This window comes from Streptomyces pseudoechinosporeus (assembly GCF_054783935.1).
Genome location: NZ_BAAGPS010000012.1, coordinates 464,847 through 480,767, shown reverse-complemented (window position 1 = coordinate 480,767; position 15,921 = coordinate 464,847). Strand labels below are relative to the sequence as shown.

Below are 15,921 nucleotides of genomic sequence, written 5' to 3'. Positions count from 1 at the left end.
TTTGGCCTGGCTCGGCGGTTCGGATCGGTAGCTGTGGGGCTGCTGTGCTCCCATGCTCCCGGCCGCGGGAGCCGGTCGCTTCAGGAGGTCCGGGCGTGGCGGTGACGCCGGCGTGACGGAGCCGGAACGTGCTGACAAGGCGTGGTGCCGTGGGCGTTCGCTTACTGTCACAATGTGGACACGCGCTGCGCGCGTCGGCCCCTTTCCGCCTCATCCCCGTGACGGCGAGGGGCCGTTCAGTGCTTCTTGATGGCCGCCAGGAGTCCCGAACGAGCTCCGTATCAGTTGCTGAGGACGGCGGTGCTGTGACGCAGGGTCAGTCCTTGTCGCGCCCAGCGTCCCCCTTGTCCTGGTCCTTCCCTTTTTTCGTGTCCTGCTGCTCCTCGTCGTCCTCGCTGTCCTCGCGGTCGTCGTCCGCGGTGTCCTCAGGCTCCACCTGGTCGGTCGGACCAGTGTCGGCAGGGGAGGTGCTCGGCGCCGAGGCGGCGGGGGAAGGGCTCGTGGTGCGGGCCGGGTCCGTTCGAGGGGGCTCCGCCGAGCTGCGGTCGGGTGCGAACCACGCCATGCCGGCCAGTACCGCCGCAACGAAGAGCACTGCTGCGGCGATGACGCTCACCGCTCTTGGCCGATGTGCCACGTACGCGCGGATGCCCGCCCGCTGCCGGCGGCGCGTCCGATGCGCCGGGGCGCTGGGTCCGACGGCGGAGGGGAAGGCGTACGTGGTTGTGGGGCCGGCCTCCGGGATGTGCCGGCCTGTCCCGGACCGAGCGATCGTCTCCTGGGCGGGGGTGCGCGAGCCCTGCGACTGGGGGGTGGGCGCCGCGGCCGGGAGCGGTTCGGGGTGTCCTCGCCAGGCGCCGTCGGCGAACCAGTCGGCCACCTGGCGCGCGGTGGGCCGGTCCTCGGGTTGCTTGGCGAGGAGGCCGAGCAGGTAGTTCTCGAAGGCGGGTGGCAGCACGGCGCCGTGCTGCCGCGGCGGTACGGGGGAGGCGTCGAGGTGCTGGTGGAGGACCGCGATCGCAGTGTCGGCCTGGAACGGCGGGCGCCCGGTGAGGAGTTGGTAGAGCACGCAGCCCAGGGAGTACACGTCGGACGCCGGTCCCGCGGGCTTGCCCAGGGCGCGTTCGGGGGCGAGATAGAGGCTGGTCCCGACGATCTGCCCGGTCGCGGTGAGCGCGGCGGCCGGGTCGTCCATGAACTGGGCGATGCCGAAGTCGCCGATCTTGACGGTCCCGTCGGCGTCGAGGAGCAGGTTGCCGGGCTTGATGTCCCGGTGCACGATGCCCTGTTGGTGCGCGACGGCGAGCCCGGCGGCCGTCTGCGCCGCTATCTGCGCCACTTGCTCGGCGGGCAGCGCTCCGGTGCCGGACAGCACGCGGGCGAGGCTGTCGCCCGCGACCAGCTCCATCACCAGGAACAAGCGGCCCTCATGCTCGCCGAAGTCGAGGACGCCGACCACGTGCGGGTCGCTCAGCCGCCCCGCCGTCTGGGCCTCCAGACGGAACCGGGAGACGGCGGTGGGGTCGGTGTCCTGGGCGAGCAGGAGCTTGACGGCGACCGGTCTGTCCAGCGTCTCGTCGTACGCCTGCCAGACCTCTCCCATCGCGCCCCGCCCGATGGCGGTGCGCAGCCGATACCGGCCCGCTATCAGCACGTGTACTTCATCCTCATGCCGTGAGACGACTCGATCGCCGCAGGCCAAGACGCCACCCGGGACGGGTGATGGTGGGGGTGCCGCAGCGGCCCCAGCCTACTGGCGCGAGGAGGGCGATCGGCCACGATCACGTACCGGCCACCGGGCCGACCGGCGCAAGGGCCCGCCCGCGGAATCCTCACGTGTCCAAGACCCCACGTGAGACGGCCCAGGAGGCCAGGAGGGACACCGGCAGAGAGTCCCGATCAACTGTGCGGCGCCGGTGGCCGCGCTCAGGAGAAAGTCGCCCCCCAGGTGGGCGATGCCCTCGTACGCCAGCCCTGTCTGACCGGCGCGGGAGCGCGCCGTCGCGCAGGCGCCCAGGACTTGGCCGGGCGGCGTCGGAGGATGAGCAGCCGAACTCGCGCTGGTCAGTTCCTCGCGTCGCCGTCGCGCACGATCTCCAAGGCCGCGCTCCGCGCGACATCGACCGGGACTGCGACGACACCGTCCGCGGAGGTCGCCGTGGTGAGCAAGCCGAGCACGTAGCCGCCTTCGTTGACCAGTGGCCCGCCCACAGCCGTCCGGGGCACGTCGGCATCGACGCGAATCACCTCGAGCTCACCGCCACCGTCCGTCGTCACCGGCTCGTCGAGCGCGCGGAGGGAGCCGGCGGCCACCGCCCCCGAGGCGCCGATCGCGAACGCCCGGTCCCCGCTGCGCGCCTCGGACAGCCCGGAACCGGAGTGCAGCGGCGGCAGACCGGAGTCGTCATCGACCCGCAACGCGGCGATGTCGACACGGGGCTCGTGGCCGAGTACCCGCGCCGTGAGTCGCCTGCCGTCCGGCTGTACCACGGTGACCTCGCGCGCGCCCTCCACCAGTCGCGCGCTGGTCACCAGGATGCCGGGCACGGCGACGCGAAATGCGGATCCGGTACCGCCCGGTCCCTCCAGCGACACCACGCTGGCTGGCACTCGCGCCGCGGCCGGGCCGAGTTCGTCCGCGCCCGAGCCGAGTTCAGCCCACTCTCCCGGTTCGATCCGGTCGACCAGTTCGAACCCGTTACCCGCCCGGGCGTAGACGGCTGCCTCGCCCTCGCCGATCGGGACCGCGGGGGCCAGCACACTCGGATAGACCCCGTGAGAGGCGATGACCAGGTTCGGTTCGTCCGGGCGGGGCGCTTGCTCCCTGATGAGCTGGTTCAGGCGCCGGTCGGCCTGCTCGTCCCGCTCGGGGTACAGCCGTTCGAGACCGTTCACCACCTCGAACCGGCCGAAGGCCAACTCGGCGGTGTCCCTGCTGCGGCAGTAGGGGCTGGCCCACACCTCGCCGACCGGTATGTCCAACCGGCGGACGGCTGTGCCGATCGCTCGGGCGTCGGAACGTCCCTCGGCGGACAGGTTGCGTTGTGTGGCACAGTCGTTCAGGTCGACGGTGGCATCGTCCGGTTGCGACTGATCGGTGGTGGCGTGCCTGATGACGATCGTGAGTCCGCCGTTCCGCAGCGAGGCCAGCAGGCTGCCACCGCTCTGCGCTCCGGCGCCTCGCTCGGTGACGTTGGTGTCCGCGGCGGGGTCGCCGCCGGTGCACGCGGCCACCGTCAGGAGTACGGCAACCGCGAGCACCGCGGCCGGCCTACGCGTCACTGGGCTGTCCGATGCGGGTCGAACGACCGGAGGGGGCCCGCCTGTTGGTGAACACCCAGTCGGCACCGAATCGGCCGGCGCCGGTCCCCAGCAGGGCGAGCGAGGCGGCGAGCATGATGAGCGCGAACCCGGAACCGCTGCCGTCCTGGCCCATCACCAGGGACTCACCCGGATGGACGAAGATCAGCGCCCCGGCCATCACCACGGCCAGACCCGCACTTACCAGCCGGGTGAACACGCCGAGGATGACCAGTACCCCGCCGACAAGCTGCATGTAGGCGCCGAACCAGGCGCTCAGCTCCGGCAAGGGGATGCCCGCGTCCCGGTAGTTCGCGGTGTTCGCGCCGGCTCCGCCCTCCTGGGATGCGTCGCCCCAGCCGTGCGCGATGAAGATGGCACCGACCGCGATGCGCAGCATCAGCAGGCCGGTGTCGGAGATCAGCCGTTGTGCGCTGTCGCTCAGAAATCGCCGATTCAGTGGATTCATGACGTGTCCTTAATGGTTGTGATCCTTAGGGGGTGATCGGTGGGAAATGGGGCTTCGGGCTCCCGAGGAGCCGGGTGTGGCGCAGGGCGTGGTGCCACCTGGGCTCGCATGCGAGCCGGCGCCCGTGCCGCGGGACTCGTGAGCGCCGCCTTACCAACGACCTCCACAAGCCCGGGTACTACCCCGGCCGTGTTCCGCTCCGTCACGCACGGCGGCTCGACTCAGCGGTGCGGACTCGCTCAGGGGTACGGTCCCCGCCCGCCCGTCCGCGAGTGCTCCGTTCACCACGGCACGCTCGTCTCAGCGGAGCCTTCGTAGCCGCGGAAGGTGCCGCTCGGGCCGTCGGCTCCCAGCAGTGCGAGCGCGACCGGCACGGCGGCTCCCTCCTCGACGGACAGCACGCCACGGTGGTCGTTGAGGTCGGTGGCGACGAACCCGGGATTCGCGGCGTTGACGAGAATCCCCTCCTCGCGCAGCGCGTTCGCGTACAGCACGGTGACCGCGTTCAGCGCGCACTTGGAGGACCCGTATGCGAGCATGCCGTGCGCCGAGATCGGGGAGTCCCGATCGGCGAGCAGCCGCAGCGAGCCGAGCTGGCTGGACAGGTTGACCATTCTGGGACGGGCCGACCGGCGTAGCAGCGGCAGGCATGCGTGGATCATCGCGACGGCGCCGAAGACGTTGACGTCGTAGGTGCGCCGCATCTGCTCGACGGTGACCTCGGCGATCTGGTAGCCCCATTCGGTGACGACGCCGGCGTTGTTGACCAGCACGTCGAGCCGACCGGACTCCTCGCCGACGTGTTTCGCGGCGGCGTCGACGTGTGCGTGGTCGGTCACGTCCAGGCGCAGGAACCGCACGTCGGCCGTGGGCCCGGCCAGTTCCCGCTCGGCCCGCCGACCGCGTTCCGCGTCCCGCGCGCCGAGGTACACCGTCATGCCCTCGGCGGCCAGCCGCCGGACGATCTCGTACCCGATCCCCTTGTTCGCACCGGTGACCAGTGCGACTTCGCCCTTGTACCGCTGTTCGTCCATACGCCCACTCCAGCACCGCAGGCCGTCGAGGTGGAAAGACCGATTGGCTCTGTGCCCATACCCTGAAGGTATGGACAGTTTTGACGGGCGTGAGCTGCGCTACTTCGTCGCGGTCGCCGAGGAGCTCAACTTCTCCCGCGCGGCCGAGCGCCTCGGCATGGCTCAGCCCCCGCTGTCGAGAGCCATCCGGCAGATGGAACGGCGCCTCGGCGCCAACCTGTTCGACCGGGACACCCGCCAGGTGGCGCTGACCGATCTCGGGAAAGCCATGCTGGACGAGGCACGGTTCGCGCTCGATGTACTCGCCGGGGTCAGCCGCCGGGCCCACCGTGCCGCGCTCACCACGCCCACGCTGGTGGCGACCGCGAAACCGGGCATCGCCACCGGAATGCTGCAACGCATCGTGGACGCCTACGCGGCGCTGCCCGGTGCCGTCCGCATCGAGACCGTGGTCAGCGGCTACCGGGAGCAGGCGGACATGGTGCGCGACGGGCGGGCAGACGTGGCGCTGCTCAGTTCCTACTTCGACCAACGCGGGCTTGACGTCGAGCCGTTGACCACCGAGAGCAGGGTGGCCGCCCTGCCAGCCGACCACCCGCTCGCCCAGCGAGACGCGCTGCAGTGCCGCGACCTGGAGGGCGACCCGGTGCCGCAGTGGCCCCAGTCCACACCGGCCGAGCGCGCCTACTGGTCCGGGCGCGATCGCACCACCGGGCGGACCCCCCTCGGCGAGGCCGTTGCCGGGGTGCTCCCGCCCGGGCCGCTCGTCAGCGATCCCAGCCAGCTGCTCGAGGTCGTGGCCCTCCGACAGGCCGTCGCGCTGATTCCCGAGGCGCTGGCCGCCGACAATCCGAGACCGGACATCGCGTACCGGCCCGTCACCGACGCCACCCCCTACACCGTGGCGCTCGCCTGGTCCGAAGGTTCGCGGTCGCGCCACCTGGCGCAATTCGTCCAGGCTGCCAGTGACCTCTACCCGCCGCAGCGCGTGGCGAGTCGAACGGCAGGAGCCGCCACCGCCTCAGCCACCGCCTGAGAGAACGAAGGGATCAACGGACTCCTCAAGGGCCATAGCGCCGACACCTCCGTGCCGAAGAACCGACTCGCCCATGACTGCATCGCCCAGACCCTGCTGGTCGTCCACATGGCCACCACCGCGAACTTGATGACCAGGACACCATGTGCCAGACACCCGCGGTGCAGGACGAGCCGTCGTCGTCCGCCGGTAGGCCGATTTGCGAGGTAGGAGTCCGGGGTGTCGTATGCCTGGCCTTCGACCGGCTGCCGTCGGCTCTGCGGATACGGACCTGCCGATTTCGGGTAAGTCAGTCATGCAGGGGCGCGTGCTCTGCGGTCAGCCGGGTGCGTTGATCTTCGTTCGGCCCCGCTGGCGGCGTCGCATCCGTGGTGGCCCGGCCCTCGCGGGGCCTGGGCCGGCCCTCGGCCTCGGCATACAGGGGTGCCGTAGTGGGCGTCGCCGGTGCGACGGACGGCTCGTACTCGCCCCACAGGACGCCTCCGCCGGCACGGCCTCATGGGCCCCCGGACACACCTGCCCCAGGAGTCCGGGGGCAGGGCCTCCGATCGCCGCGTCGGCGTGACGGTGGTACGGCAGTTTCCAGCCCCCTCTCCGTGCTGCCTCTCGAGAGGTCTGCGCCCCGAGCGGTGCACCGCAGGACAAGCACGGCACACAGGGGCGTAGCGCGGGTCATCGGCTGCTGTATAGCTCCGGGCGAGGGCCCGGAGGACGCTGAGAAGAAGACGGAACGGCAGCGAGCGCCCACGTGCACCGGGCTTATGTGCGACGGTGGCCCGGGGGGCGTGCGCCGGGCAGCGGGCGCCCGGATGAGAGAAGCAGGCCATGAACGGGCCGGTGGTAGTGGGAGTGGACGGTTCACCCTCAGCCCTGGCAGCGGTGGACGATGCAGCCCTGGAGGCGTCGCTGCGAGGTGTGGAACTGCGCGTGGTGCATGCCTTTTTGTGGCCCGCCCTGCACGCACCGCCCGGTCCGTCGCCGCTGGGACCTCCCGCCGGCGCCCTGCACGAATCGGTCGAACGGATCGTGGCGGACGCCGTCGAACGCGCGCGGAGCCATGCCGCGGGCCTGCACGTCGCCCATGCCGTGATCGCCGGTGAGGCATCGACGGTCCTGCAGGCACAGTCGCGCACGGCGCAGCTCATCGTGGTCGGCCACCGAAGCTCCGAGGGTCTCGCCGAGCTGCTCGCCGGTTCCACCGCCGTATATCTGAGCGCGCACGCCCGCTGCCCGGTGATGGTCGTCAGAGGACGTCCGGACCCGGCCGGTCCGGTGCTGGTGGCCGTCGACGGCTCCCCACAAGGACAGCCCGCCATCGCCTTCGCCTTCTCGGAGGCCGCACTTCGGGCGGCGGACCTGGTCGCGCTTCACGCCTGGAGCACCTGGACCGATCACGGCGAGCACGCTCTGGGCCGCCCGGTGGAGCTGGTGGGCGACGTGGACCGGCTCCGGCAGGAGGAGGAGCGGGTGCTGGCCCAGGCCCTGTCAGGGCACCGCGACCGGTACCCGGGCGTCACCGTACGGCCCCGTCTGGTCCGCGGGCGCACCCGCCCGGCACTGATCGAAGCAAGCGCGCACGCCCAACTGATGGTGGTCGGGGCACGCGGGCACGGCGGCTTCACCGGCCTGCTCCTCGGATCGGTCAGCCAGGCCGCCCTCCATCACGCCCACTGCCCGGTCACTGTGGTGCGCTCCGGCCTCTGACCGCCTCACCAGCGGCTGTGGCGACATCCCGTTACCAGCACCAGCCTTGCTCGGCATCAGCGGATCCATCTGCAGGACGGGCTGCTCGTGCGGATGCCCTGCGCCGTTGCCGCCGGTAGCTCAGCTCGGGACCGCAGCTGTGATGTGGCTCAGAACGCACAGCCAGCGACCGTCTCGTTTCACGAACACGTCAGTCGTCCACTCGTCCGCGTCGTAGCGCTTGCCCTGGTAGTGGGCGGTGTTCGTCACCCGCCCGGTGAGAACGGCCGTATCGCCGTAGACGCGAACCCTGAGTTGAGTCATGAGGTCCATCGCCGAGTGGGTCAGTTCCCCGGACTCAACGAGGGAAAGGAACTGCTCCTTCGAGGCGATCCCCGACGGGGAGACGATCACCCACTCGTCGGCCATGAAGCCGGCGACACGCACGGGGTCATTGGCGACGAGCGCATCAGCCCAGTCCTTCACGAGGCCGACGAATCGAGCGTCTGCTGCATCTTCGCATGGTGACTGAGGGCTCGAATTCGGTCTTTCATCCACATCCCGACCGTAACCGTGTCAAGCCGGCCTGGCGAGCACGGCCAAGGCAACACCCGCTGGGCACTACCCCAGTGGCAGGCCGATCTCGTGGAGCGGATCGGCGACCTCCTGCACAAACACGCGAACCACATCTTCGTTCCCATGGTTCATGGGCGGGACGCCCAGAGTCCGCCTCCTCGGCCGCCGGAGACATTCGGCGCTGTTCATGGAGAGCCCAGAGGCCACGGCTCTGTCTCTTCGACCCTCCGACGCAGACGGTACCGGCCGCGTCCGGCCAGGCCCTGACGGCCACCTGCGGCGGCGCACCCGGCGATCGGCTCGGTAACCGGTTCAACGACGAGGCGGGAAAGGGTCCACTCCAGCGCCGGGCGACTGATCCGCGGGTGGACCACCTCCACCAGGGTGGCCGCAGACGTGATCACCCGTAAATCATCGGCGCGGGCCAGAGCGAGCCAGGCGGTGACCGCGCGGTCGCGCAGCACGACCTTGGCCATGACGGGTGGCGGCGCCCGGGTTCCAGGCAGCGAGGGAGGCCGTCGCCCTATGGCTGATCTTCTCCTTGTGCCCGGTCGCTCCTGGCCCGGCGCCGAACTCACCTCCGCCGTCGCCGAGGTGACAGGCGGCGAGCTGGACCTGTTCGACCTGTCGCACACCTGCCCCGCATCGGCGTCGGTTCCCACCGAGCCTGGTTATCCACAGGATCTCGCGATTCTATGGATAACGCGTTCCGAGGCCCTTGTTCTGCTATGACGGCGGTCGGAGCACCTGGGCCTTCGCGACGGGCGGGGCAGCAGGCAGCCTCTGCAAGCTGACGCAGCTCGCCGGGGGCAGTGGCGGCGACGGGCCGGGAAACCGGACATTCCGTGAGTGCGAAGTGGCAGTCCGGGGGAGGGGCTCAGCGTCCGCCGTCGATATCGTCTGCGCGCTCGAAGCGCTCCAGCTGGCCCACGTCACTGATCACTGCTGCCAGGTCGGCGCCAGCCAGCCGTGCGCGCGGGATGCCCGTTTCTGCGACGAGCCGGGCCACCGGAACGCGCTCCGGATCGTCGGGTCCGCGGTGCTCGGTCGTCAACTCCGCCTCGTCGCCGATCAGAAGCAGAATCCTGGCCTTGATCTTGTCGCCCAACCGTTTGTTCCCTCCCACCGGGCCGTCGGCGCGGGGATCGGACAGCCGATCAACCAGAACAAGAATCCCGGTCTCTGGAGACGGGCCGGGCCGACAGGAGCGGCGCGCTTGTACAGAACGGTGGTAGGGGGCTGCTGGGCTGGTCGGTTCTCCTCGTCAGCAGGGGGCATAGGCCGGTGACCCGCTGGCGTGCGTGGGCGTGCCCGGCAAACTCTCGCGCCCTCTTTTGTCGTCCTCAGGGTTGCCGCCGACAGGCCGGCGATGCTGGATGGCCAAGCGGGTGACAGGCAGGCAGCGGACGGCGCCGTCAAGGCACCAGCCACCCGATACGGAGACGCCGACCACAAATCCGTGACCGCACCTGCCGCGGGTGTTCTTTCCGCGTGGCGGCACAACCCTCACGAAGGGTCAGCTGTCTTCCCTGCTGACACCAGGTGTCCCAGGGAAAGACGGCAACCTCCCATTCGAGCGCGCTGGACATCGCGAGACCCCGGTTGGCGGTAGCTATGAGCATCTGTTCTGCGAGAAGGCATGTGGGATGGCTATACGTGATGAGGAGTCAGACGGCATCCCAGAGTGCTCGCAGAGGCGCGGGGATGCGGCCGTCGGGAGCCTGCAGTCCGCTGCGGAACGTGTAAGCGTCGTGGGCGAGGTGGTGGAACTGCTGCTGAGCCGAGCCGACCTGGTGTCCCAGCTCCTAGTGATCGGGTACGCGCGTGATCCGCAGGAGCAGGGGGCGTAGTCAGTCACCAGGATCACCTGAGGCCGCGCAGGAGACTGAGAGCGCCTGCGGTGGCATCGGAAACGGTGCCAAAAGACCGTGTGTGTTTTGGCATGCACGCAAAAACCCCCGACCTGTATTTCTGCAGGTCAGGAGCTTTTCCCGGAGTGCCCCCGGCGGGGCCACACGCAGATGGTTGCAGGGCTGACCAGCGGTTTCTTGTGGGGCGGCTGGTGGTGGAGGGGCGGTTCCGTCCTGCGGCGTGGGATGGGTCGGTGTGATGGGCGACTCGGACGTGGGGTCTGTCCCGAGCGAAGGTCCGCGCCGGACGGTCAGGGGCGAGTCGCCTGATCTTGACACCTGGCTGCGATGTGGCTGTGCGCTGGTGGTCGCGGGGATCGCGGCGTATGCCTCGTACGTCCATCAGCGGGATTTCGCCCTGCAGGGAGGTGCGGATGAGGTGAGCGCGTCGTTGTGGCCGCTGTCGGTTGACGGGTTGCTGCTGGCGACGGTCGGTCTGCTGAAGCCGTCCGGGGGTGGTGGCCGCCGGGCACGATACGCCGTGTGGATGGCCTCGGTGACGTAGGGCTCCAGGCCGTACAGATCGAAGAGGCCGGTGCCCAGTACGGTGTGGAATTTCTTGGGGCCGGGGGGCCTTCTGCAGCCCCGAGCTTCCCTCGTCGGTTCACCGTGCCACGGTGGCGAGGACATCGTGGCCCAGCCGCTGGACGACGTCCGTGGCGAGCCGGTGCCGCACCAGCTTGCCGTCTCGGGCGGAGCGCACCAGGCCCGCGTCGCGCAGGGTGCGCAGGGCGCGGGAGACCTGTGGTTCGCTGGAGCCGAGTCGGGCGGCGAGTTCCGAGGTGGTGATGGGCTCGCCCAGCAGATGGCGGCACAGCTCCATCCGGGCGGGCGAGGTCAGCGCCATCAGCCGGTGGTGCAGATCCCGCAGGGTCAGCTGTCCGGCCGGGGCGGTGCCGCGCGCCGCGTACTGCACCACCACGCACGACGGGTGCTCGTTCTTGACCGTCAGATGTGGCCACACCCGGGCGGACGGGACGAGGACGAGGGGGCGCGGGGCCACCTTCACCTCGTCGATCTGCAGCTTGTCCAGCCGTATCCGTTCCCCCGGCCCGACCCGGTCCGCGGTCGGCAGCAGCTCGGTGAGCACCTCTGTGGGCGACCGGGCCGCCAGCCGGCGACGTACCTCCCGGGCGTGCTCCTCCAGGGCCGGCCGCAGGGTGCGCCAGTCCTCGGCGAAGAACGCGGTGTCGGCGGCCCGCAGCACCGCCAGCAGCCGGTCCCGCAGCTCCAGCGGTGCTGCCACCAGCTGTCGCGCCAGCTCACCGCGGGCGTAGGAGCGGCGCAGGCAGCGGCGTGCGTAGTCCTCCGCGGCGGCGGTGCCGGCACGCAGCTCGCGGGCCGGCGGCACCGGCTGCGCGTTGGTGCCGAGGACCCCGGGCGCCACCAGTTCGAGGAAGTCCTGGGCCGACAGCGCCGCGATCGCCGCCAGCTCCTCGTGAAGGCTCGCCGCGAGCGGCAGCGCACGGGGAAAGAACAGGCGGCAGCGGTAGCGGGCCCACAGAGGAGCGAACACGGTCAACTCGTCGTGCAGCTCGGGTCCGGCCGCGGCGGCGCGGGCCGCCCAGCCGGCGGCCTCCGGGTGGTGCTCGGGTTCGGCGAGCACGTGCAGGCTCGCCATCAGTTCCGACAGCGCGGAGGGCCCGGCCGCGAGGTCCGCGGGGCCGAGCCCTCCGAGGTCGAGGACGATGCTCACGCCGTCAGCGTACGGCGGGGGTTCACCGTACGGGCGCGCCCGGGCCGAGCGGGATGCCCAGCAGGTACCAGGCGAAGAACAGCAGCACCCAGACCACCAGCATGATCATGGCGACAGGCAGGGTGAAGGAGACCAGGGTGCCGATGCCGGCCTTGCGGCGGAGGGTCTGCAGGTAGCCGACACAGAGCATGAACGAGGTGCTCATCGGGGTGATGGAGTTCGTACAGGAGTCGGCGATGCGGTAGAGCGCCATGGTGGTGGCCGGGCTGGTGCCGAGCAGCATCAGCATCGGCACCAGTGCCGGGGCGACCAGCGTCCACAGGGCGGAGCCGGAGGTGATGAGGAGGTTCATCAGCGCGACCGCGACGATCAGCAGGGAGAACAGCGCCAGTGTGGGCGCGCCCAACTCCCGTAGGAAGTCCGCGCCTTCGACCGCGACGACCGTGGCGATGTTGGTCCACTTGAACAGGGCGAGGAACTGCGACACGGCGAAGAAGAGCACCAGCAGCGGCGCGATGGAGCGCACTCCCTCCGCCATGAACTCCGGAATCGCGCGGCTCCCCCTGATCCGCCCGGTGAGCCGCCCGTACACGGCGCCGATCAGCAGGAAGAAGACGGTGAGGAAGACGGCGATGGCGTTCATGAAGGTGGACTCCACGATGGCGCCCCCCTCACCGCGGAGCGGCGACGAGGCGGGCAGCATCGCGAGCACGATCAGCGCGGCGTAGCCGAGCACGGCCAGCCCGGTCAGCTTCAGGGCACGCAGCTCGGTCGCGTCGTCGACCTCCGCGGCGACGACCCGCTGTGCCGCGGCGGCCTCCAGGTCCGCGTCCGGGGTCAGGTGGTGCTCGCGCTTGGCGAGGATCTTGTCCACGACCAGGGCGATGGTGCCGGCCAGCACGAAAGCCGAGACCGTGGTGAAGTACATGTTGTCCGTCGCGCGGACCACCGCGTCCTTGTCGACGAGCTGCGCGGCCTCGGTGGCCACGGAGGCGAACAGCGCGTCACCCGGGGCGATCAGCGGGTTGGCGTCACCCGCGGCATTGATGGAGACGAACGCGACGATCATGCCGAGCATCGGCGAGCGGCCCACGGCGCGGAAGGCCACCGCCCCGAGCGGGATGAGCACCACGTACGCGGAGTCGGACAGGAACTTCCCCAGCACACCGCCCAGAGCCACGCCCAGGACGACCGTGCGCGGAGACAGGCCCGACAGCATGCGGCGGGCCAGTGCTTCGAAGAGCCCCGACCGCTCGGCGACCGCGACGCCGAGCATCACCATCAGCACGGTGCCGAGCGGGCCGAAGGTGACGAAGGACTCCTCGGCGCCGGTGACCAGGTCCCGTACGGCGTCCGCCGACACGGCGCTGCGTACGCCGACCTGGTCACCCGAGGAGGGGTCCTCCACCCGCAGCCCGGAGGCGTTCAGCGCCCAACTGACGAGGGCGACGACCCCGCACAGGATCCAGAACAGCCAGAACGGATGCGGCAGCGCGTTTCCCGCGCGCTCGACCAGGTCGAGGAGCCGGGAGCCACGGCCCCCCTCGCCGGGCTCGGTGGCCTGCACCTCCTCGGTGCGGCTGTCGGGTGTGCTCATGGCGGCCTCCTGTGAGGACTGGGAGAGAACGGGGGAGACGGGGGAAAGTGGAAACGAGGGCATGGCGCGGCCGCGCCGCGAGAGTTACGAAACGGGACCCAGAGCCGCGCACGATCACGATCCGTCGCGATGGGGAGCGGGGCGTTCCCGGGTTGCGCCGACAGTAAGACCCGCATCCGGTCCCGTCACCGTCCGGCGGAACAGTTGACCTGATGACGTCAAGTGATCGCCATGATCCGGGCTGTTGCTTAGCGTCACGGGAGTGACCTCGTACGACACCCCCCACAGCTGCCGGCCCGAACCCCTCCAGGGCGGTGCCCTGTGGCGCCGTACCCTTCGCATCCCCATGCGGGACGGCATCCGCCTCGCCGCCGACCTGTACTCCACCTCACCCGAACCGGAGGCGACCGCGCTTCCCGTGCTCCTCGAGCGCACCCCGTACGGCCGGCGCGCGCAGCGCGGTTCGGACCAGGACCGCAGCGACGCGCCGCTCCCGCGGCCCGAGGACATCGCCCGGCACTTCACCGAAGCCCGCTACCACGTCGTACGGCAGGACTGCCGGGGCCGCGGCGACTCCGAGGGGACGTTCGTGAAGTACCTCGGCGAGGGCCCGGACGGGGCGGACACGATCGCCTGGCTCCGGAACCAGCCGTGGTGCGACGGCAGGGTCGTGATGACCGGGGTGTCCTACTCCGCCCACGTCCAGGCAGCCGCAGCCGCCGAAGGGGCGACCGGGCTGGCCGCCATGTTCCAGGACTCGGGCGGTTTCTCCTCCGCGTACGACGCGGGGATGCGGATGGGCGGGGCCTTCGAGTTGAAGCAGGTGACCTGGGCACTGCAGCATGCGGTGCAGAGCCCCGAGGCGGCGGCGGATCCGGTCCTGGCCGAGGAACTGCGGCGAGTGGACCTGACGGGCTGGTTCGGTGCGATGCCGTGGCGACCGGGCTGCACGCCGCTGCGGCACCTGTCGGCGTACGAGGACTTCCTGCTGGAGCAGTGGCGACAGGACACCTTCGGGGACTACTACCGCAACTCGGCGCTCTACGGGCGAGGCTTCTACGAACGCTTCCCGGACGCGCCGAGCCTGCACATGGGCAGCTGGTACGACCCCTACGTCCGCTCCACCATCGAGAACTTCACCGCCCTGCGGGAGCTGAAGTCGGCACCCTCCTACCTGGTCATGGGCCCGTGGACGCACGGACACCGCTGCGAGACGTACGCCGGAGACGTGGACTTCGGTCCACGGGCGACCCTGGACGGCAACCTCGCCCCGTCGTACCTGGAGTTCCGCCGCCGCTGGTTCGACCGGGCGCTGGGCCGGGAGGACGAGGAGAATCACGAAGGGAATCCGGAGGACGGAGACCTCCCCGCCGTCCAGTACTTCCTGATGGGCGGCGGCGACGGCCGACGGAATGCGGCAGGGCGGATGCGGCACGGCGGCGCATGGCGCACAGACACCCGGTGGCCGCCGGCGTCGACGGCCGCCGTCGCCCTCTACCTCACCACCGACGGTGCCCTCACCCTCGCCCCGCCCACCGCAGCCGTCGCGTCGGTGACCTACGACTTCGATCCGCGCCACCCGGTCCCCACCATGGGAGGCCAAGTCACCTCGGGCGAACCAGTGATGACCGGCGGGGCCTACGACCAGAACGCCCCGGACGCCCGGGTGTACGGGGCGCGCGAGCCGTACCTGCCGCTGGACTCCCGCCCCGACGTGATCAGCCTGACCACACCGCCACTCGAGCGGGACGTGGTGCTGGCCGGCCCGGTGTCGGCAAGGCTCCACATCTCCACCACGGCCCCGGACACCGACTTCACCATCAAGCTGATCGACGTCCATCCGCCCAACGCCAACTATCCGCACGGCTTCGCCATGAACCTCACCGACGGCATCGTCCGCTGCCGCTTCCACCGCTCCTACGAGAAGCCGGAGTTGCTCATTCCGGGCGAGGTGTACGAGATCGAGGTCACCGCCCCCGACACGGCAAACCGCTTCGCCGCCGGCCACCGCATCCGGCTTGACATCTCCTCCAGCAACTTCCCCCGCTTCGACGTCAACACCAACACCGGCGAACCGGAGGCCGCCGCCCGCCGCACCGCCATAGCCGTGAACACCGTGCACATGGATGCCGAGCACCCCTCCCACCTGCAAGTGTGGCTGGAAGGAGGAGCGGACGCGCTCGCGTAGCCGGACAGGCGGGCACGGCCTGGCCGCCGTGGCGCTGGCGGCGCTGGCGGCCTTCAGCCTGTACCAGGCGGTCGCCGGCTGACCGCCAGTGCGCGGGGCGGGCGCCGCACCGCCTCCCTCACCGCAGACCTGGACGACCGGGCGTACGCCACGGCTGCCCCGCCGGGTGCGACGCGGCAGCACGCAATCTCGGAAACCACCGGGCGAGCGTCGGGATCTCGGTCATGCCTCTCAGGTCCCCGTCGCCCGGGACGAGCCTGCGCAGCTTGTCCCGTCAGCCGCAACATCCTCACCGAGCCCGAGCCCGGCGGCTTCACTATGCCGCGATCAGAGTTCTCGTCTCCCCAAAAGCCTGACGCAAGCTCGTAGTACGCCCTCTGACAACGTCGTACTACACAATGTGACTGAAGTGTTTGCTATTGGAAGTCCCCC

General features: G+C 70.4%; 13 protein-coding genes and 1 pseudogene. 5 read left to right on the top strand and 9 right to left on the bottom strand.

Annotation, left to right across the window (positions count from 1 at the left end; translation table 11 throughout):
* Nucleotides 1-316: 316 nt before the first annotated feature.
* The 4 genes from ACYVO6_RS19820 to ACYVO6_RS19805 all read right to left on the bottom strand — a co-directional run bounded on the left by ACYVO6_RS19820 (nt 317) and on the right by ACYVO6_RS19805 (nt 4,803).
* A complete protein-coding gene (locus tag ACYVO6_RS19820; RefSeq protein ID WP_461062810.1) occupies nt 317-1,654 on the bottom strand; it encodes a serine/threonine-protein kinase in 1,338 nt (445 codons plus the stop codon).
* A gap of 410 nt (nt 1,655-2,064) precedes the next feature.
* A complete protein-coding gene (locus ACYVO6_RS19815) occupies nt 2,065-3,282 on the bottom strand; it encodes a trypsin-like peptidase domain-containing protein (RefSeq protein ID WP_461062808.1) in 1,218 nt (405 codons plus the stop codon).
* Nucleotides 3,272-3,769 (bottom strand): DoxX family protein, encoded by a 498-nt coding sequence (locus tag ACYVO6_RS19810; RefSeq protein ID WP_461062806.1) that lies wholly within the window; start codon nt 3,767-3,769, stop codon nt 3,272-3,274. The genes ACYVO6_RS19815 and ACYVO6_RS19810 overlap by 11 nt, the downstream gene beginning before the upstream one ends.
* Before the next feature lie 281 nt (nt 3,770-4,050).
* Nucleotides 4,051-4,803 (bottom strand): SDR family oxidoreductase, encoded by a 753-nt coding sequence (locus tag ACYVO6_RS19805; protein WP_461062804.1) that lies wholly within the window; start codon nt 4,801-4,803, stop codon nt 4,051-4,053.
* 70 nt (nt 4,804-4,873) lie between these two features.
* On the opposite strand from ACYVO6_RS19805, the gene ACYVO6_RS19800 reads away from it, so the two are divergent.
* A complete protein-coding gene (locus tag ACYVO6_RS19800; RefSeq protein WP_461062802.1) occupies nt 4,874-5,839 on the top strand; it encodes a LysR family transcriptional regulator in 966 nt (321 codons plus the stop codon).
* 825 nt (nt 5,840-6,664) lie between these two features.
* Nucleotides 6,665-7,543 carry a universal stress protein gene (locus ACYVO6_RS19795; RefSeq protein WP_461062800.1) on the top strand — a complete coding sequence of 293 codons (879 nt, stop codon included), beginning with the start codon at nt 6,665-6,667 and terminating at the stop codon, nt 7,541-7,543.
* 120 nt (nt 7,544-7,663) lie between these two features.
* On the opposite strand, the gene ACYVO6_RS19790 is transcribed toward ACYVO6_RS19795, so the two are convergent.
* Nucleotides 7,664-8,080, bottom strand: coding sequence for a nuclear transport factor 2 family protein (locus ACYVO6_RS19790; protein WP_461062798.1), 417 nt, complete (start codon nt 8,078-8,080; stop codon nt 7,664-7,666).
* 293 nt (nt 8,081-8,373) lie between these two features.
* Nucleotides 8,374-8,574, bottom strand: a pseudogene (locus ACYVO6_RS19785) (DNA-binding protein); the annotation flags it as partial.
* A 49-nt stretch (nt 8,575-8,623) separates the two neighbouring features.
* Between ACYVO6_RS19785 and ACYVO6_RS19780 the strand changes: the two are divergent.
* A complete protein-coding gene (locus tag ACYVO6_RS19780; RefSeq protein ID WP_461062796.1) occupies nt 8,624-8,830 on the top strand; it encodes a hypothetical protein in 207 nt (68 codons plus the stop codon).
* Nucleotides 8,831-8,975: 145 nt separating this feature from the next.
* Here ACYVO6_RS19780 and ACYVO6_RS19775 read toward each other — a convergent pair whose 3' ends face one another.
* Nucleotides 8,976-9,206 (bottom strand): hypothetical protein, encoded by a 231-nt coding sequence (locus ACYVO6_RS19775; protein ID WP_461062794.1) that lies wholly within the window; start codon nt 9,204-9,206, stop codon nt 8,976-8,978.
* A 1,001-nt stretch (nt 9,207-10,207) separates the two neighbouring features.
* Between ACYVO6_RS19775 and ACYVO6_RS19770 the strand changes: the two genes are divergently transcribed.
* On the top strand, nt 10,208-10,513 hold the full coding sequence (locus ACYVO6_RS19770) for a DUF2637 domain-containing protein (protein WP_461062999.1): 306 nt from the start codon (nt 10,208-10,210) through the stop codon (nt 10,511-10,513).
* Between the two features lie 99 nt (nt 10,514-10,612).
* Here the strand turns inward: ACYVO6_RS19770 and ACYVO6_RS19765 are convergent, their stop codons facing one another.
* The gene (locus ACYVO6_RS19765) at nt 10,613-11,704 is read right to left on the bottom strand and encodes an ArsR/SmtB family transcription factor (RefSeq protein WP_461062792.1); all 1,092 of its coding nucleotides are present in this window, start codon (nt 11,702-11,704) and stop codon (nt 10,613-10,615) included.
* 22 nt (nt 11,705-11,726) lie between these two features.
* On the bottom strand, nt 11,727-13,301 hold the full coding sequence (locus tag ACYVO6_RS19760) for an AbgT family transporter (protein WP_461062790.1): 1,575 nt from the start codon (nt 13,299-13,301) through the stop codon (nt 11,727-11,729).
* A gap of 262 nt (nt 13,302-13,563) precedes the next feature.
* Between ACYVO6_RS19760 and ACYVO6_RS19755 the strand changes: the two genes are divergently transcribed.
* Nucleotides 13,564-15,489: a CocE/NonD family hydrolase gene (locus ACYVO6_RS19755; protein ID WP_461062788.1), complete on the top strand. Its 1,926-nt coding sequence runs from the start codon at nt 13,564-13,566 to the stop codon at nt 15,487-15,489.
* The last annotated feature ends 432 nt before the right edge of the window (nt 15,490-15,921 follow it).